Genomic DNA, 18,056 nt, shown 5'->3' with positions numbered 1-18,056 from the left:
GCGTACGGCGCCTCGCTGAGGCTCCGCGTTCCCTCGCTACGGTGTCCATCAGGGGGCATCGCCTACGGTCTGCTTCGCGACGACCTCCTCTCGATGTGTGCGGCTTCGCCGCACGGCGCTACGCGCCTAACCCCCTGATGAACACCTACGCTCGGCCTGCCGAAGGGGCGAGAGATCAAGATCAAGATCAAGATCAAGATCAACGTCAAAAGCCAAAGCCAAAGCCAAAGCCAAAGCCAAAGCCAAAGCCAAAGCCAAAGCCAAAGCCAAAGCAAAAAGGATCGCAGCCGTCGAGAAGCTTGCGTACATCCGAAAGAACAGTTCGGCTGTCAGGCCGCCATCGCTGGCAGGCCAGCTCCCACAGGGTTCGTGTACATCTGCAAGAGATCGGTCGGCAGTCAGGCCGTCATCGCTGGCGGGCCAGTTCCCACAGGGTTCGTGTACATCTGCAAGTCACCGGTCGGCTGTCAGGCCGTCATCGCTGGCAGGCCAGCTCCCACAAGGTCGGTGTCCATCTGCAAGTGATTGGTCGGCTGTCAGGCGGCCATCGCTGGCAGGCCAACTCCCACAGGGTTCGGTGTACACCTGCTAGAGATTGGTCGGCTAGCAGGCCGCCATCGCTGGCAAGCCAGCTCCCACAGGGGTTGGGGTACATTTGCAAGAAATTGGTCGGCCGGCAGGCCGCCATCGCTGGCAGGCCAGCTCCCACAATGGATCGGCGTACAGCTTTTGATTCTCACCACTCATCAGGCCGAGCGTTAGCTCGCCTTCAGCTTTTGATCTTGATCCACCCGCCCCGTTCGGGAGGCTGAGTGGAGGCGTTCATCCGGGGAGTGGCGCGCAGCGCCGTTCGACGCAGTCGAACTCATCGCATGTAGGTGCCAGCGAAGCCAACCGGAGGGCGATGCCCCCGGATGAATGCCGGAGCGAAGGAACGCCGAGCCCAGGCGAGGGGCCGGACGCTTGGGGCGAGCCTTTTTTGCTTACTTTTTTTGGCGTTTGAAAAAAAGTGAGTCGCCGTAAGGGCGAAACCGCCAGCCGCCGTTACCGAAGAAACGGATATGTACACCGAACAACCGGTTTGTACACGGAACAAAAAATCAGTCCGGCAACCACCCCCAAAGCCAATGCTGCAGATTATCCCCCCGCAACATGAAATCCCGATGCACAGCCTCACGCAACTGATCCCCCATCCGATAACTGGCATCCGGATCAGCCAAGTGCATACGAATCGCCTGCAACCACTCCTCAGTACTGTTACTCAAAACCTTGGTGCAAGGCAGGAAACCATCATAAGCCCGGGTATCAGTGCAAATCACCGGATACCCGCACGCGCCATATTCCAGCAACCGCAGATTACTTTTGCAGTCATTGAAGATATGAAACTCCAGCGGTGCCAAGGCAAGGTCAAGATTCAGGCTCGCCAGTTTATACGGGTAAATCTGCAAATCGATGGTGCTATAGAACTCATGAACGTACGGGCGCAAGGCGTCCGGGCACATGCCAAAGAAGACCCAATCCACCTCATTGGCCAGCTCACGAACCACATCGGCAATGATTTCCAGGTCACCGGTGTGGCTGGTGCCACCGCCCCAGCCAACCCGTGGTTTTTTCGAGGTACGGCGCTGACTGCTCAGCGTCAACCACGGCTCCGGCGGGAGCATGTTGGGTACCACGCGAATCTCGCTGTGCATGCTCGACAACACATCGGCCAGCGCCTGAGTAGTCACCACCACGCGGTCGCACTGAGCAATGCCCTCACGCAACAACTGCTCGGTGTTCGTCGGCTTGTTGCGGGCGTGGCTGTTCTTTTTCGGCGTGCTGACAATGTAGTCGTCCAGCTCGAAAATCCGCAGGGCATTGGAGTACTTCTTCATACGCAGAATGTCGGCCGCCGAACCTTCGCCGTAGCGTCCCTGCAAGACAATGGTGTCAGGCGACAAGCGCTCGATTTCCACGGTCGACGGCGACTCGTAGGCCACACGCGAAATGACCCGCCCGGCCGCCTCAAGCTCAGCCAATGGCGCAGTCACACGGTAATGTCCGATCGCCGACTCGTTGACCGGCAACCCGAGAATCAATGGAAGGTCGCGATGGCAGAACGGGTTCCAGTTGTTGCGCAGCGAAGGCTCCAGACTGAAGCTCGACACCCCAAGCGTCAGCGCCGGATTGTAGGCCGGATCACGGGATATTTTCGGCAACCACTTCTTGTAGAACGCTTCCTGCTCAAGCGCCTGCGCAGGCACATTGTCCCGGGACGCTGCTGGCGATGTGTTTTCCCCCATCACCACGCTCGCGAAAGGCGTCCAGACGATCAGATAGCCGTCTTTATCCGCCTTGAGGCACAGATCAGTAGCGCCGACTTCCAGACTGAACTGGGTGTCATCCAACTGACCCAGGCTGTCGAACACTTCTTTGCGCACCATCAGGCAATCACTGCTGACAGCGCTCCAGTTCTGCACCACTTGCAGACGCTGCATGTAGCCGCGAGCACTGGCGTGCTCGCCGAGAAACGGCGAACTGGCAGGCCCGCCCAGACCCAGAATCAAACCGGCAGAGAAAATCGCACCGTTGGCACTCAGCAGGCGTGCGCCCACTACGCCGACTTCCGGACGCTGAGCGTGGTTGAGCAGTTCGGCGAGCCAGTCGCCAGCGCAGATCACGCTGCGCGGGCTGAGCGTCAACAAGTACTCGCCACGCGCATGGCTGGCGGCGAAGTTGACGATGGCCGCCTCGCCGTTACGCCCGTCAAAATGCAGCACTCGCAACATGGCGGCGCCCAGCTGAGACATCGCGCCCAGCCACTCGGCCATCGCCGAATCGCCACGCCCTTCATCCACAATCAGGATCTCGTATTCGGTGTACGAGGTCTGTTCGATCAGGCTTTCGGTGCAGCGCTGCAAGGCGGCCAGCGATGTGCCCGCCGCAATGATGATCGAGACCACCGGCCGATGAGCATGCAGGTAATCGATGCGTTTGAGCAGCGGCAACTCGCAGTCGCGAATCCGGTATTGGAGACCGATACGGGTCAGGTGCGCGCTGACCAGCGCCTCGCTACCCTCAATCACTTCAGGCAACGACAGCCAATCGGCGAAGGTCTGTGTCGACTCCACCTGAATCTCGGCGATGTGCTCAATGGTGTGTAACCCGGCCTCTTCTACCAGCCGCCAGAGCAAATCGTGCGGCGCCAGTTCGCCGTGAGCCGAATCAAAACCGCCCACCGTCAAAAAGCGCTCGCGCTCGAACGCCAGGGTGCGTCCGACGTAAGGATAGGAACGCATGAGGTCGAGATTGAAGCCCGGCTTGAACACCGGCTCGGCGGACTCACCCTCCACCAGCGCCCCCTCATCGCTGTAAGCGCAGAGCATGCCGGGTGTGCCGGCAATACGCTCCGCCAGCACCAGCAGCGACGACTCACGCAACGTGTCACCCGCACGCAGCAAATAGAACCAATGCGCACCTTCCAACTGCGGCACTACAGCATTGAGCTGGTGCGACCAGTTGCCCTCAAGCGGCAACTGCAGCACGTTATCGGCAACATCGCAGTTACCGTTCGACAGCACCACCACCGCTTGCGGTGCGTACAGTTGAGTGGCGAGGCTGGCCAGTGTGGCCTTCAGGGCGACGCTGTCAGACTCGGTGTCGATGATGATCGGCACCAGGTTCGGACGCACGGCCCAGCGGCTGATCGTTTCCGGCATGTGCCGCGTTTCCGCCGAATTGAAATGACGACTCGCCAGCCACTCTCGGTAGAAATCGGCATAGCTGTCGCTCTGCCCTCCGACTCGGCCGTTGACCACGGTGTTGCGGCCGCCCAGTACGCGCACCACGCACAATTCTTCCCACTGACGAGGCTCATCAGCCGCCTTGTTCAAATCAACCGTGCGTACCCAACCCGAGGCTGGCGCCGACTCCCCCCCTCGCGTGGTGAGCATCTGAGTCAACCATCCCAGCTCCTGAGCGGCGGCGCGGACCATTTCCGGCGTTTTGCTCAGACGTTCCGGGTACATACGTTCGGTGCTCAGCACCGTATTCAGCACCGCCATGTTGCCGCGTCGCAGCAGGCACACGAATAAAGCGAAATCGAGCAGCGCGACAAAGCCGCAATCTTCCTCAACCAGCGCAGGCAACAGCTCCAGCACATCGGCACGGCGCATCAGGGTCGAGCTGAGGTTGCCAATGAAATTCTTTGGCGTGCCCTCGAAAATAGCCAACATGTCATCGCCCTTGAGCAATGCATCGCCAGGCGAGAAAAGGCAGTTATCGAGTCGTGGCGGCAGGATGAAGTTCCCGGCATCGCTGAACATGCGCAGGCCGCAAACCAGCGTGACCTCGGGATGATCGATCAGCGCCCGGGCCTGCACCTCGATGCTCGGCGCAAACAGGCGATCGTCGTCGCACAGCACTTTGATGAACTCGCCCTTGGCTTCCTTGACACAGCGCAGCACGTTTTTTTGCAGGCCCAGGCGCTTCGGGTTACGCAGGTAACGAACAGGGTGCACAGGGTCGGCAAACGACTGGACGATGTCGCGAATCTCGTCGGTGGATGAATCGTCACAGATGACGATCTCGACGTTCTCATAGGTTTGAGCGAGCGAACTTTCCAGCGCCTGGCTGAAGAAGCGAGGGTTGAAGGCGGGAATGACGATACTGACTAGAGGGTATTGATTCACGGCGAAACTCTCGAGCGGCGAGCCTCTGCCTTTTCAGGCAGAGGCTGCGGAACCGCTTAGGAAAAGACGGTTGGCAACTCGACAGGCACAGCCTCAGATCTTGTTGAACAAGCCCAACTGAGCAATCTTGCTGAAGGCCAGTTGCGACGCTTGCAACATGGTTGTTTGCAACGTCAGACGGGTCATCACCGTAGCCGGATCAGAATCACGGATCGCCGACTGTGTCTGGGTATTGGCCAGGACCAGGCTCTGGTTGGTGTCACTCTGGGTATCCAGGGCTGAACCGCGCCCCCCCACCGAACTCAGCGCACTGGACAACTGATCGCTGCCGCTCGCCAGGTTGCCGATACCCGATGCCAACGAAGCTTGCAGCTTCTGGTTCAGGATCGGGTCGTTATTGGTTGGCGTATTCAGCGCGCTTTTCAGCTGGCTCACGGTGTCCAGAATGTTCTGGGTTTCGTGAGTGTTGACGGCCACGCTGAACTGATCGCCTGCCGCTGGCGTACCGGCCAGGTTGAAGCTCACGCCCGAAGCGGTCGCGACGCCGGCCACCACGGTGCCGGAAGACACCGGTTTGCTATCGGCTGTCAGCGGTGCTGCATACAAATCGAATGCGGTGGCACTGGTGAATTTCATCACCGCCGAACCGGTCGGGAAACTGGCGTGGTAAGCCACCGGGTTGGTAATGCTGCTACCGGTGACTTGAGTCGCTGTCGGGTTGCCCGGGCTGCGGGTCGCCGTAAAGGTGTCAGGCTTGGCTGCCAAGGTAAAGCTGTGGCCCGGCAGCACGGTGGCGGCGGTATCGCCGGCCGCCAGATTGATGTTCAGGTTCAGTTCGACACCGCGGAACGATACGTTCTGGCCCGCCTTGGTGGCCGGGTTGAAAACACCACCCTGACTGGCTTCGGCGGTCACATCGTTACCGCCCGAATCGGTGATTTTCAACTGAGTGCCGCTGACGAAGTCGATGGTGTACGGCTCGCCTGCACGGAACTTGCTGTTATAGGTCACGCCCGACGACACCTGACCATTGGACAGGACCACCCGACCATCATCCACCGCCGGCGCGGTCATGGTGACCTGGCTGCGGCTGGTGTTGATGGCCTGCTGGAATACTGCCCAACCGGTGCTGTTGGTCGCCATCGACATGGTGTCGCCGATCGCCAGGTCGAGGGTCACCTGATCACCGTTGTAGCTGTAGGTGCCATCGGCATTGCGCGTGAACGGAACGGTATCGCCCTTGGAACCGGCAAAGATGTACTTACCGTTCTCGTCCTGGCTGTTCATCAGGCTCAACAACTGCTCTTCGATCTGTCCCAGCTCCGCAGCGTTGGCCTGACGGTCAGCATCGGTGTAACCGGCGTTGCCGGCACCGACCGCCAGCTCCTGGGCGCGCTGCAGCACGTTGGTGATGCTGGTCATCACCGACTCGGTCTGACCCAGGGTCGCCTTGAGGGTGTTGGTGTTGGCCTTGTACTGGTCGAGCATCGACGCCTGTTGGCCCAATTGCAGCAGGCGCGAGGCACCGACCGGATCATCGGCGGCAGTGTTGACGCGAACCAGGCTGCTGGCCTCTTCGCTGCTTTTGACCACGTTGGCGAAGTTCTTCTGATAGTTCGCGGCAGAGGACTCGTAAAACTGGGCGGTAGAAATGCGCATGGGCTACGACTCCTTAAAGACTGTTGATCAGTGTGCTGAAGATTTCCTGCGCAGCCTTGATGATCTGCGAAGAGGCGGTGTAGTACTGCTGATACTTGACCAGGTTGCCGGTTTCCTCATCGAGGTCGACACCGGACAGCGAGTCGCGAGCACCTTTGGCGTTGGCCAGGATGGCGCCGGTTGCGGCACTGTCGAGCTTGCCCTGAGCGGCTTTTGCACCCACGCCTTCGACCAGTTTGCCGTAGGCGTCGGTCAGGGAAATGCCTTTGCTGGCGCTCCCGGTGTCCACGACCTGCTTGGTTTGCAAGCCGGCCAGTGCGGTGCCGTTGCGGTTGTCCATCGTGCCTGGCTGCGCGACGTTGATGTCGATTGCGCTGCCGGTGCCCGGCGAGCCGGCCACGGTCATGTCGAAGGTCGCGGTACGCTGCACGGCTGGCGGGCCCGGATCCATGATCGGCGCACCCAAAGCATCCTTGAGCGGAATGCTCAGGCTCAGGGTGTTGTTCTGGTTTGGCTTGATAGTACCGGTGCTGATCTGCACGCCTTTGGCGTCCAGCAACTGGTAAGTCTGGCTGGTGCCGTCGGCCGATGGCGAACCGAACACCACTTTGACCGGCGTCGAATTCTTGATGCCGTTCTGGATCGCCGTGGTGGTGGCGGCATCGTAAATATCAAACTTGGTGGTCAGGGTCGGTTGACCGCTGGCCGGGATCGTCAAGGTGCCGCTGCCGCCCGGCGTGATGGCCGCGCTCAACGGTGCTGCGATGGCCAGACGCTTGGAGTCGGTCATCTCAGTCTTGATGTTTTCCGCCGCGTTGCGGGTCGGAGTGATCTTGAACGTGTCACCCGCCGCGGCAGTGCCGCCGGAAAGCTTCAGCGAGAAACCGTCGATCACCGGCGGTGGCGTGGTCAGGGTGCTGAAAGCGCCCATGGACGTGCCATCCGGCAGACGCGAAACGGTGTAGTTGGTGCCGCTGGTGAAGGTGCCCTTGTAATCGTTGATGGTCAGCTTGCCGCTGTCCGCGATGGTCACATCGAAGTTGCCTGAACCGGCGCTGTTGCCGACGGTGGCGACACTGCGGCTGGCCATCTGCGCGGCACTGTTGATGCTGTTGAACAGGTTCGAGCCGAACGCACCGTTCTTGTCGATACCCTGGGCCTGAAGGCTGTTCATCTGATCGGCGACCACCAGGGCCACGCGACCCAGTTCGTTCATGGCCGGGTCCAGCACGGTGCTGCGATAACGCAGCAGACCGCCCATTTCACCGCCAGTCATGACCGAGGTGATGTCGACGGTGGTGCCGTTGCGATTGAGCTGAATGCCCATGCGCGAAGGATCGTTCAGGCTGGGTGCCACGGACAGGGTGCTGGCGGTGCCGCCCATGACCAGCGGCTGGCCGCTGCCCAGGTAAACGTCGAGGTTACCCTCGCGCTCGATGACCTGTGCACCGGTGAAGGTGGAGAGCTGACGCACGGTTTCGTTACGCGCATCGAGCAGCTCGTTCGGCATGCCGCCGGCCTTGGAAACTTCGGAAATCTTCTGGTTCAACTGCGCCACGGTGGCGGCGAGTTTGTTGACCTGGTCGGCCATGTTCGACAGGTTGCCGTTGACGTTCGCGTTCTGCTGGGTCAACTGGCTGGACACTGAGTTGAAACGATTGCTCAGGGCCTGGGCATCGCTGAGCAGCAGTTGACGCGACGCGTCGTCACCCGGCTTGGCGTTGACGTTCTGCACCGAGGCGAAGAACTTGGTCAGGGCGCCATTGAGGCCGGTGCCGCTGTCCGAGAGCAAGGCGTCGAGCGGGCTGATCTGCCCGGCGTACGCGGCCGCATCGCTGTTGAGCGAGGTGGTGGTCTGCAATTGCGCATCGAGGTAGCTGTTGTAGACGCGACGCACATCGGCCAGGGTCGTACCGGTGCCGATATAGACATTGCCGAACTGGTTCGAGGCTTTGGTGCCCTGCACGGTTTGCTGGCGTGAGTAACCGGCGGTGTCGGCGTTGGCAATGTTATTGCCGGTAGTCATCAACGAGGATTGGCCAGCGGCCAGACCCGACATCCCGATATTGAGCAAACTCATGGTTCAGACCTTATGCCTTGTGCCTATAGAGGCGTAGTGGAAGCGCCCGCCGCAGCGTAGTTTTGGTAACTCGTCATCTGCTTGGCTATCTGCGAAATCTTGCTTGCGTAGGCCGGGTCGGTTGCATAACCGGCTTTCTGCAGCTCGCGTACAAACTGTTCTGGGTTATCGGCAGACTTCAGAACATCTTGATAGCGATTATTGGTTTGCAGCAAAGTCACCAGGTCATGGAAGCTGTCTTTATACGAGTCGTAGGAACGGAACTCGGCCGTCTCCTTGACCATCTCGCCATTCCTGAATTCGCTGGTGATCGCGCGCGCCGATTCACCCTTCCAACTGCTGCTGGCCTTGATGCCGAACAGGTTGTGGCTGCTGCTGCCATCCTGGGCACGCATGACCGATTTGCCCCAACCGGTTTCGAGGGCGGCCTGGGCCACCAGGTAACGCGGATCGACGCCGATGCGGTCGGCCGCTTCCTTGGCCATCGGCAGCATGGTGTTGACGAATTCGTCGGCGGAGCTGAAGGCTTTCTTCGGCGGCGCCAGCGGAATCTGCGCCATGGCACGGCCGTAAACCTGCAGGCTAGCACTCGATTTGTTATCGGTTTGCGAAGCCAGCCAGTCGCCATTGAACAGCGGGCCGGCACCGGTCACGACCGGCGTCGCGGCGCGCTCAGGCAATAGGGTTTTGTTCGGGGTTGCGGCGGCGGCAGTCGTTGCCGACGGCACCAGTCCGGCGAGCAAGCGGTCGGCCAGTTTCGGCGGCAAGGCCAGGCGGCGCTGATTGATCAGCTCCATGTCATTGCGATGGGTGCCCTCGCCTATCGGCGCCTTGACCGAACGCGAAGCCCACAACGGACGCTGACCATTGAGCCGCGACAGTGGACCGTCGGTGGCCACGGTACCCGCAGCAATCGGCGTTGGCACTGCGGCTTTCGCCGCTTCCTGCTTGGCGGCGGACAAGGCCGCAGCTTCACCCGGCGCCAGCGGTTTGTTCTTCGACATCTGGCGCATCAGCACGTCCGCCAGGCCAATACCGCCGCCTTCGCGGGACATGGAAACGGCCAACTGCTGGTCGTACATTTCCTGGTATTGCTTGGCTGCCGGGGTGTTGAGCGGGTTGTCCTTGCCCAGCGCTTCGGTGGCCGAGCGCATGGACTTGAGCATTTCACCGAGGAACAGCGACTCGAATTCCTGCGCCACCTTGCGCATGTTCGCGTCACTGTCCTTGTCGCCGACCTTGAGCTGGTTCAAACGATTCAAGTCCGAATAGGAACCCGAATCGTTGCTGCTGACACCCAGGCCGCCCTTGCGCATATCCATGGTCGCTGTCCTCAGATCACGATCAGGTCGGCTTGCAACGCGCCGGCCTGCTTCAATGCTTCGAGGATCGCCATCAAGTCACCCGGCGCCGCGCCGACCTGGTTCACCGCACGCACGATTTCGTCGAGGGTGGTGCCCGGGCCGAACTTGAACATCGGCTTGGCTTCTTGCTGAGCGTTGACCCGCGAGCGCGGCACCACAGCAGTCTGGCCATTGGACAGAGGGCCGGGCTGGCTGACGATCGGGTCTTCGGTGATGGTCACCGTCAGGCTGCCGTGAGTCACGGCGGCCGGTGAAACCTTGACGTTCTGGCCAATCACGATGGTACCGGTACGCGAGTTGATGATGACTTTCGCCACCGCCTGACCCGGGTCGACTTCAAGGTTCTCGAGGATCGACAGATAGTCGACGCGCTGGCTTGGATCAAGCGGCGCGCTGACCCGAATCGAACCGCCGTCGATGGCCTGGGCCACACCAGGGCCGAGCATGTCGTTGATCTTGTCGACGATGCGCTTGGCGGTGGTGAAGTCCGAACGGTTGAGGTTCAGGGTCAGGCTGTTGCCCTGGTTGAAACCGCTCGGCACCGAACGTTCGACCGAGGCACCGCCCGGAATACGACCGGCCGACGGAACGTTGACGGTGATCTTCGAACCGTCGCGACCTTCCGCATCAAAACCGCCAACCACCAGGTTGCCCTGGGCGATTGCGTAGACGTTGCCGTCGATACCCTTGAGTGGCGTCAGCAGCAAGGTGCCGCCGCGCAGGCTCTTGGAGTTACCGATGGACGAAACGGTGATGTCGACCTGCTGACCCGGCTTGGCGAACGCCGGCAGATCAGCACTGATCGACACGGCCGCGACGTTCTTCAACTGCACGTTGCCCGAACCCGGCGGCACCTTGATGCCGAACTGCGAGAGCATGTTGTTGAAGGTCTGCAGGGTGAACGGAGTTTGCGTCGTCTGGTCGCCGGTGCCGTTAAGCCCGACCACCAGGCCGTAGCCGATCAATTGGTTGGAACGCACGCCGGAAATACTGGCGATGTCCTTCAGCCGCTCGGCTTGCGCGTTGAACGCAGCCGAGAGCATCAGGGCGGCCACCATCAGGTGTTTAAGATTCAACGTAGCCACCTAGAAAGGGAACAGCGGGCTGAGGAAGAAACGGTCGAACCAGCCTGGCTGACTCGCATCGGCAAACGCACCGGTGCCCGAGTAGGTGATGCGTGCATCGGCGACGCGGGTCGACGACACGGTGTTGTCAGTGGCGATGTCATCGGCGCGCACCATGCCGGCAATCCGCACCAGCTCATCGCCGGTGTTGAGGGTCAGCCACTTCTCGCCGCGCACGGCGATGATGCCGTTGGGCAGCACATCCGCGACGGTCACGGTGATCGAGCCGGTCAGGCTGTTGCTCTGCCCGGACTTGCTGTCGCCCTTGGTCGCGCGGTCACCTTCGTAACCGACGTCCAGGCTCAGGCTGCCGCTGCCCACCGGATCGCTGGTGCTCAGGCCACCGCCGAAAAACGAGCTCAGGCCGATGTCGGTCTTGCTGTTCTTGCCGATTTGCGAGTTGGCGTTCTTGCTGGCCTGGGTGCGTTCGTTCAGGGTGATGGTGATGATGTCACCGACCCTGAACGCCTTGCGGTCGCTGTACAGGTTCTGTTCGAAGCCGGCCTGATAGATCGAGCCGTTATTGGCGGCAGCCGGTAGCGGCGTACGCGGCAACACCGGGGCGTAGTAAGGGTCATTGGGCTTGGGCGGCGGAGCGACGCAGCCCGCGAGCACGACGACCCCACTCAGTGCCAGAACAGATACAAAGCGATTCATGACCCTACCTCACGGTGTTGCAGGCGACCTCATGGTCGCCTCATAGACTGATTACAGATTCTGCGTTACGAACGAGAGCATCTGGTCGGCGGTGGAGATCACCTTGGAGTTCATCTCGTAGGCGCGCTGAGTGGTGATCATGTTGACCATCTCTTCAACGGTGCTGACGTTGGACGTTTCCAGGGTGTTCTGCAGCGTGGTACCGAAACCGTTCAGGCCCGGTGTACCGATTTGCGGCGCGCCGCTGGCAGCGGTTTCCAGGAACAGGTTGTTACCCACGGCTTGCAGGCCGGCCGGGTTGATGAAGTCGGCGGTTTGCAGGTTGCCGATCACCTGGTTGGCCGGGTTACCCGGAACGGTGATGGACACGGTGCCGTCGCGACCGACCGTGAAGGTCTGCGCGTCGTTCGGTATGACGATGGCCGGTTCCAGGGCGAAGCCGCTGGCGTTGACGATCTGGCCATTGGAGTCAAGGTGGAACGTGCCGTCACGGGTGTAGGACGTGGTGCCGTCCGGCTGCAGGATCTGGAAGAAACCGCGACCGTCGACGGCCAGGTCGAGTGGCTGCTCGGTGGTTTGCAGGCTGCCGGCGGTGAAGTTTTTCTGGGTGCCGACGATGCGCACACCGGTACCCACTTGCAGACCGGACGGCAGTTCGCTGTCCTGGGTCGACTGGGCGCCTGGCTGGCGTTTGATCTGATAGAGCAAGTCCTGGAACTCGGCGCGGTCACGTTTGAAACCCGTGGTCGACACGTTGGCCAGGTTGTTGGAAATGGTCGTCAGGTTGGTGTCCTGGGCGGACAGACCTGTTTTGGCAACCCATAGAGCCGGAAGCATTCGATTCTCCTCGTGCGCCTGTTTTACGGCGCGACGTTCTGATAATTAGCTGATCTGCAAGACCCGAGCCATGGCCTGGTCATCGTCTTTGGCGGTGTTCATCATCTTGATGTGCAGCTCGAACTGCTTCGACAAGGCCAGCACCGAGGTCATCTCTTCCACGGCGTTGACGTTGCTCGACTCGAGGAACCCGGACACCAGTTTGACGCCCGCATCGGCTTGCGCCGGCTTGCCGTCCTTGGTGTGGATCGAACCGTCGAGGCCCTTGGTCATGTTCTTCAGGTCTGGGTTGACCAGTTTGATGCGGTCGACTTCAGCCATCACGCGCGGGCCTTCGCCCATGGCACGGATGCTGATGGTGCCGTCTTCGCCGACTTCGATTTGCTGCTCGGGCGGCACGGCGATCGGTCCGCCATTGCCCATCACCGGCATACCGTTGCCGGCCCGCAGCACGCCCAGGGCGTCCACGTTCAGGCTGCCGGTGCGCACGTAGCTTTCGGCGCCATCGGGGGTCTGCACGGCGATCCAGCCGTTGCCTTGCACGGCGACGTCGAGGTCGCGACCGGTTTCTACCAGCGAACCTGGAGAGAAGTCGGTGGCCGGACGCTCGGTCATGGCAAACGCACGCGCCGGAAAGCTGTCACCAAACACCGGCATCGAACGGGCCTGTTCCAGGTCCTTCTGAAAACCGTTGGTGGAGATGTTTGCCAGGTTGTTGGCATGAGCCTTCTGCGCCAGTGCATTCTGGCTGGCGCCGGTCATTGCCACATAAAGGTACTTATCCACGCTCTTTCCTCTGCATGCCGGACGTTTGCCGTCCACCGCTGTACTGCTGAGCGATAAGCAATTTGCAGACCAACTTTCTTTTGACGGCGCGAGGCCCGGCAAACAAAGGACTTGAGGGGTTTTACGAGGATTGGGGAAATGTAGCGGAGACGAAAAACCGGCGGTGTTATGCCGCTAACGGCAAGTGTCGACCCCTCGGGCTCAATGGGCACCTTGTAGCAGCTGTCGTTGTGGCGAGGGGATTTATCCCCGTTCGGCTGCACAGCAGTCGTGAAATCAGACGATGCGGTGTATCAGGAAAACCTTGCATGCCGGGTTTGACGACGGCTTCGCCGCCGAACGGGGATAAATCCCCTCGCCACAACGACAGCTGCTACAGGGATCTATGCGTCCTATGAGCTACCGGGGTCTTTGCCGACTTCGTACTCGCGCAATTTATTGGCGATGGTCGTATGGGAAACCCCCAGCCGCTTGCCCAACTGCCGACTGCTCGGATGCTCGGAATACAGTCGCTCCAGCACTGCTTTCTCGAAGCGCCCCACAATCGCATCCAGCCCGCCCTCAAGGGAGAAATCGCCAAGCGGCTGGCGCACGCCGTAATCCGGCAAGCGAATGTGCTCGGCCTTCACTGTCCCGCCCTCGCACAGGGAAACCGCCTGGAACAGCACGTTCTCCAGCTGCCGGACATTGCCCGGCCAGTGGTAATGACTCAGCCGCTCCATCGCTGCCGGCGCCAGTTTCGGCAGCGGGCAACCGATCTGCCGGCTGGCCTGATCGAGGAAGTGCTCCACCAGCGGCGTCAAACCGTCGAGGCATTCACGCAGCGGCGGGATGTGCAGCGACAGCACGTTCAAGCGGTGATACAAATCCTGGCGAAACTCACCGCGCGCGCACAACTCGGACAAGTCCACCTGCGTCGCGCAGATCACCCGCACATCCAGATAAACCTCTTCATCACTGCCGACACGACGGAAGCAGCCGTCCTGCAGGAAGCGCAGCAATTTCACCTGCAAGCGCGGGCTCATTTCCCCGACGCCATCGAGAAACAGCGTACCGCCCGCCGTCAGCTCCAGCAGCCCGAGCTTGCCTTCGGCCCGCGCGCCTTCGAAGGCGCCGGGGCCGTACCCGAACAACTCGGTCTCGGCCATCGATTCCGGCAGACCGGCGCAGTTGAGCGCCATCAACGGTGATTGACCACGAGGGCTGGCCAGGTGACAGGCACGTGCCAACAATTCTTTACCGGTGCCGGTTTCGCCTTCTATCAATAGCGGCGCATCCAGCGGCGCCATGCGTCGAGCCTCGCGCACCACGGCGGCCATGACCCTGGAGCTTTGGAAGATGCTGTCGAACCCGCGCAGTTCCTGTTTGCGCACGTTATAGATGCGCTCACCGACCCGATCAGCCCGGTGCAGCGTCAGCACCGCACCGGCCATGGCTTCGCTGTCGTCATGTTCCGATTGCAGCGGCGCGATGTCGGCGAGAAAGACATCGCCCTTGACCTTGACCCGCAAACCATTGATCCGCGACTTGTTGGCACGCACCAGTTCCGGTAAGTCGAAATCCTCGGCATAACGGGACAGCGGAATCCCCGGCACTTCATCGACCCGCACACCCAGCAACTGCGCTGCTGCACGGTTGGCTGCGACGATGGAGCCGCCCATGTCGATCGACAGCACCGGAAACTCCAGGGCGCCGAGCAAGGCATTGAGCTCCATGTGCCGACGCTCGCTGGGCATCAGCCCTACACGCTTGACGCCAAACACACCGGCGATCGATTCGAATTTCGGACGTAGCGCCTGGAACTGAATGTTGATCAGGTTCGGGCAATGCAGGTAGATCGCATTGCCATGCTCCCCGCCGACCTCGCCGCGAGCGACGTTGATCCCGTACTCGACCAGCAAGTTGAGAATGTCGCGCAGGATGCCGATGCGGTTCTGGCAGTGGACTTTGATACGCATATTAAAGGCCTGATAAACGATGATTGACCTGTGGGAGCCAGCCTGCTGGCGATGGCGTCGCATCAGGCGATATTGATGTCGAATGACACACCGCTATCGCCAGCAGGCTGGCTCCCACAGGGTTCGCGCCCGATTTTTCTGATAGGGCACTGAGATAGCCGTCAAGATTATGTGACAGTCAAAGCGCTTTTCAAACCCGAGAATCTCAGCAACTACGCGGCGGCTGCCGATTTGTAACGAATACTTTACGTTTTTCGCGGTTTTTTCCTACTTAGAGCGCCGATCACCTACTGCAAGGCCGCATTCATTGGGGTATTCCTATGTCCATAGCAGCACATAACAAGAACGAAATCCCCTAGCAGGAGAGCAGCATGAAGCAGACGCAATACGTGGCTCGCGAGCCCGATGCGCAAGGTTTTATCGACTACCCCGCTGAAGAACACGCGGTGTGGAACACGCTGATTACTCGTCAATTGAAAGTGATCGAAGGGCGTGCGTGCCAGGAATACCTGGACGGTATCGAAAAACTCGGTCTGCCCCACGACCGCATTCCGCAACTCGGCGAGATCAACAAAGTCCTCGGCGAAACCACCGGCTGGCAAGTCGCCAGGGTTCCGGCGCTGATTCCCTTCCAGACCTTTTTCGAATTGCTGGCTAGCAAGCAGTTTCCGGTTGCGACCTTTATTCGTACCCGCGAAGAGCTGGATTACCTGCAAGAGCCGGACATTTTCCACGAGATCTTTGGCCACTGTCCGCTGCTGACCAACCCTTGGTTCGCCGAATTTACCCACACCTACGGCAAACTTGGCCTACAGGCCACCAAGGAAGAACGCGTGTACCTGGCGCGCCTGTACTGGATGACCATCGAGTTTGGCCTGGTCGATACGCCAGAAGGTCTGCGCATCTACGGCGGCGGCATTCTCTCCTCGCCGAAAGAAACTGTTTACTGCCTGTCGGACGAACCTGAGCATCAGGCCTTCGATCCGCTGGAATGCATGCGCACGCCGTATCGCATCGACATCCTGCAACCGCTGTACTTTGTCCTGCCGAACCTCAAGCGCCTGTTTGATGTGGCTCATGAAGACATCATGAGCATGGTCAAGCAAGGCATGCAGCTAGGCTTGCACGCGCCTAAATTTCCGCCAAAAAAAGCCGCGTGATCCGCAGCTTTTAGAATCAAGTGAGCCTGTCAGAAACCGACGCTTTGGTTTAGCGTGGGGAGACTGACGGCCGATTTCCAATAATTAGATTTCAGGAACTCATCATGTCCACATTGAACCAAGCCCATTGCGAAGCCTGCCAGGCCGGCGCCCCTCAAGTCAGCGACGAAGAGCTGCCGGTGCTGATCAAGCAGATCCCGGACTGGAACATCGAAGTTCGCGACAGCATCATGCAGCTGGAAAAGGTTTTCCTGTTCAAGAACTTCAAACACGCACTGGCCTTCACTAACGCCGTGGGCGAAATCTCCGAGGCCGAAGGTCACCACCCGGGCCTGCTGACCGAGTGGGGCAAAGTCACCGTGACCTGGTGGAGCCACTCCATCAAGGGTCTGCACCGCAACGATTTCATCATGGCCGCCCGCACTGACGACGTGGCCAAGGACGCCGAGGGCCGCAAATAATGCATTTCGACGCCATAGGTCGAGTTCCCGGCGACCCGATTCTCGGCCTGATGGAGGCCTATGCGCAGGACCCTAACCCGCGCAAATTCGACCTTGGCGTGGGCGTCTATAAAGATGCCCAGGGCCTGACACCGATTCCCCAGTCCGTGAAGCTCGCCGAGCAGCGCCTGGTGGATCGCCAGACCACCAAGACCTACATCGGTGGTCACGGCGAACCGGCATTTGGCAAGGCGATCAATGAACTGGTGCTCGGCGCCGACTCCCCGTTGATCGCCGAACAACGGGCCGGCGCCACCCAAACCCCGGGCGGCACCGGCGCGCTGCGCTTGAGTGCCGACTTCATCGCCCAGTGCCTGCCGGGCCGTGGCGTGTGGCTGAGCAACCCGACCTGGCCAATCCACGAAACCATTTTCGCGGCAGCCGGGGTCAAGGTCAGCCATTACCCGTACGTTGGCAGCGATAACCGCCTCGACGTGGAGGCCATGCTGGCAGTGCTCAAAGAAGCGCCGAAGGGCGACGTCGTCTTGCTGCACGCCTGCTGCCACAACCCGACCGGTTTCGATCTGTCCCATGACGATTGGCGTCGCGTGCTGGACGTGGTGCGCAGCCGCGACCTGGTGCCGCTGATCGACTTCGCCTACCAGGGTTTCGGTGATGGCCTGGAACAGGATGCGTGGTCGACGCGGCTGTTCGCTGCCGAGTTGCCGGAAGTGCTGATCACCAGCTCCTGCTCGAAGAATTTCGGTCTGTATCGCGATCGCACCGGCGCACTGATTGTCTGCGCGAAAACCGCTGAGAAGCTGGTGGATATCCGCAGCCAACTGGCCAACATCGCCCGCAACCTGTGGTCGACGCCGCCGGATCACGGTGCAGCCGTAGTCGCTACGATCCTTGGCGATCCGGAGCTGAAAAGCCTCTGGGCCGATGAGGTGGAAGCCATGCGTTTGCGCATTGCCCAATTGCGCAGCGGTCTGGTGGAAGCGCTTGAACCCCATGGTTTGCGTGAACGCTTCGCACACATTGGTGTGCAACGCGGGATGTTTTCCTACACCGGGTTGAATCCGGATCAGGTTAAACAACTGCGTGATCACCATAGTGTTTACATGGTGGGCACCGGCCGGGCGAACGTGGCCGGAATCGATGCAACACGCCTTGACCTGCTGGCCGAGGCAATCGCCGAAGTCTGCAAATAACCTCACGCCTTGTACATCCCCCCTGTGGGAGCGAGCCTGCTCGCGATGGCGGAAAGTCAGTCAATACATCTGTTGACTGACACACCGCTATCGCGAGCAGGCTC

12 protein-coding genes are annotated in these 18,056 nt (G+C 60.4%); 3 read left to right on the top strand and 9 right to left on the bottom strand.

Annotated elements, in window-relative coordinates; genetic code table 11:
* Window positions 1–1,100 precede the first annotated feature (1,100 nt).
* The 9 genes from ACRC4F_RS11920 to ACRC4F_RS11880 all read right to left on the bottom strand — a co-directional run bounded on the left by ACRC4F_RS11920 (window position 1,101) and on the right by ACRC4F_RS11880 (window position 15,138).
* A complete protein-coding gene (locus ACRC4F_RS11920) occupies window positions 1,101–4,673 on the bottom strand; it encodes a glycosyltransferase (protein ID WP_438659491.1) in 3,573 nt (1,190 codons plus the stop codon).
* 93 nt (window positions 4,674–4,766) lie between these two features.
* Window positions 4,767–6,332: a flagellar hook-associated protein 3 gene (locus ACRC4F_RS11915; RefSeq protein ID WP_438659490.1), complete on the bottom strand. Its 1,566-nt coding sequence runs from the start codon at window positions 6,330–6,332 to the stop codon at window positions 4,767–4,769.
* A 13-nt stretch (window positions 6,333–6,345) separates the two neighbouring features.
* A complete protein-coding gene (gene flgK, locus ACRC4F_RS11910; protein WP_438659489.1) occupies window positions 6,346–8,412 on the bottom strand; it encodes a flagellar hook-associated protein FlgK in 2,067 nt (688 codons plus the stop codon).
* 23 nt (window positions 8,413–8,435) lie between these two features.
* The gene (gene flgJ, locus ACRC4F_RS11905) at window positions 8,436–9,734 is read right to left on the bottom strand and encodes a flagellar assembly peptidoglycan hydrolase FlgJ (protein ID WP_438659488.1); all 1,299 of its coding nucleotides are present in this window, start codon (window positions 9,732–9,734) and stop codon (window positions 8,436–8,438) included.
* 11 nt (window positions 9,735–9,745) lie between these two features.
* Window positions 9,746–10,834 (bottom strand): flagellar basal body P-ring protein FlgI, encoded by a 1,089-nt coding sequence (locus ACRC4F_RS11900; RefSeq protein WP_438659492.1) that lies wholly within the window; start codon window positions 10,832–10,834, stop codon window positions 9,746–9,748.
* Window positions 10,835–10,861: 27 nt separating this feature from the next.
* Window positions 10,862–11,557 (bottom strand): flagellar basal body L-ring protein FlgH, encoded by a 696-nt coding sequence (gene flgH, locus ACRC4F_RS11895; protein ID WP_109628550.1) that lies wholly within the window; start codon window positions 11,555–11,557, stop codon window positions 10,862–10,864.
* Window positions 11,558–11,608: 51 nt separating this feature from the next.
* Window positions 11,609–12,394 (bottom strand): flagellar basal-body rod protein FlgG, encoded by a 786-nt coding sequence (gene flgG / locus ACRC4F_RS11890; protein WP_219097700.1) that lies wholly within the window; start codon window positions 12,392–12,394, stop codon window positions 11,609–11,611.
* Between the two features lie 45 nt (window positions 12,395–12,439).
* Window positions 12,440–13,180, bottom strand: coding sequence for a flagellar basal body rod protein FlgF (locus ACRC4F_RS11885; RefSeq protein WP_010457018.1), 741 nt, complete (start codon window positions 13,178–13,180; stop codon window positions 12,440–12,442).
* Window positions 13,181–13,572: 392 nt separating this feature from the next.
* Window positions 13,573–15,138 (bottom strand): sigma-54-dependent transcriptional regulator, encoded by a 1,566-nt coding sequence (locus ACRC4F_RS11880; protein WP_438659487.1) that lies wholly within the window; start codon window positions 15,136–15,138, stop codon window positions 13,573–13,575.
* A gap of 371 nt (window positions 15,139–15,509) precedes the next feature.
* Between ACRC4F_RS11880 and phhA the strand changes: the two genes are divergently transcribed.
* From phhA to ACRC4F_RS11865, 3 genes are all read left to right on the top strand, one after another.
* On the top strand, window positions 15,510–16,298 hold the full coding sequence (phhA, locus tag ACRC4F_RS11875) for a phenylalanine 4-monooxygenase (protein ID WP_438659486.1): 789 nt from the start codon (window positions 15,510–15,512) through the stop codon (window positions 16,296–16,298).
* Window positions 16,299–16,402: 104 nt separating this feature from the next.
* On the top strand, window positions 16,403–16,759 hold the full coding sequence (locus ACRC4F_RS11870; protein WP_131061639.1) for a 4a-hydroxytetrahydrobiopterin dehydratase: 357 nt from the start codon (window positions 16,403–16,405) through the stop codon (window positions 16,757–16,759).
* Complete coding sequence (locus tag ACRC4F_RS11865) at window positions 16,759–17,952, top strand: amino acid aminotransferase (protein ID WP_438659485.1); 1,194 nt, start codon at window positions 16,759–16,761, stop codon at window positions 17,950–17,952. The genes ACRC4F_RS11870 and ACRC4F_RS11865 overlap by 1 nt, the downstream gene beginning before the upstream one ends.
* Window positions 17,953–18,056 lie beyond the last annotated feature (104 nt).

Origin of the sequence: Pseudomonas sp., from assembly GCF_051660785.1 — a bacterium.
In the GTDB taxonomy this organism is placed as follows: Bacteria; Pseudomonadota; Gammaproteobacteria; order Pseudomonadales; family Pseudomonadaceae; genus Aquipseudomonas.
Note: the sequence above shows the minus strand (reverse complement) of the source record. Positions and strands in the feature narration are given on the sequence as shown.

What these genes read in the sequence shown, in the direction of transcription:
- ACRC4F_RS11915 (WP_438659490.1), bottom strand. Translation starts at nt 6,332, where the DNA reads ATGCGCATTTCTACCGCCCAGTTTTACGAGTCCTCTGCCGCGAACTAT.
- flgK (WP_438659489.1), bottom strand. Translation starts at nt 8,412, where the DNA reads ATGAGTTTGCTCAATATCGGGATGTCGGGTCTGGCCGCTGGCCAATCC.
- flgJ (WP_438659488.1), bottom strand. Translation starts at nt 9,734, where the DNA reads ATGGATATGCGCAAGGGCGGCCTGGGTGTCAGCAGCAACGATTCGGGT.
- ACRC4F_RS11900 (WP_438659492.1), bottom strand. Translation starts at nt 10,834, where the DNA reads ATGGTGGCCGCCCTGATGCTCTCGGCTGCGTTCAACGCGCAAGCCGAG.
- flgH (WP_109628550.1), bottom strand. Translation starts at nt 11,557, where the DNA reads ATGAATCGCTTTGTATCTGTTCTGGCACTGAGTGGGGTCGTCGTGCTC.
- flgG (WP_219097700.1), bottom strand. Translation starts at nt 12,394, where the DNA reads ATGCTTCCGGCTCTATGGGTTGCCAAAACAGGTCTGTCCGCCCAGGAC.
- ACRC4F_RS11880 (WP_438659487.1), bottom strand. Translation starts at nt 15,138, where the DNA reads ATGCGTATCAAAGTCCACTGCCAGAACCGCATCGGCATCCTGCGCGAC.
- phhA (WP_438659486.1), top strand. Translation starts at nt 15,510, where the DNA reads ATGAAGCAGACGCAATACGTGGCTCGCGAGCCCGATGCGCAAGGTTTT.
- ACRC4F_RS11870 (WP_131061639.1), top strand. Translation starts at nt 16,403, where the DNA reads ATGTCCACATTGAACCAAGCCCATTGCGAAGCCTGCCAGGCCGGCGCC.
- ACRC4F_RS11865 (WP_438659485.1), top strand. Translation starts at nt 16,759, where the DNA reads ATGCATTTCGACGCCATAGGTCGAGTTCCCGGCGACCCGATTCTCGGC.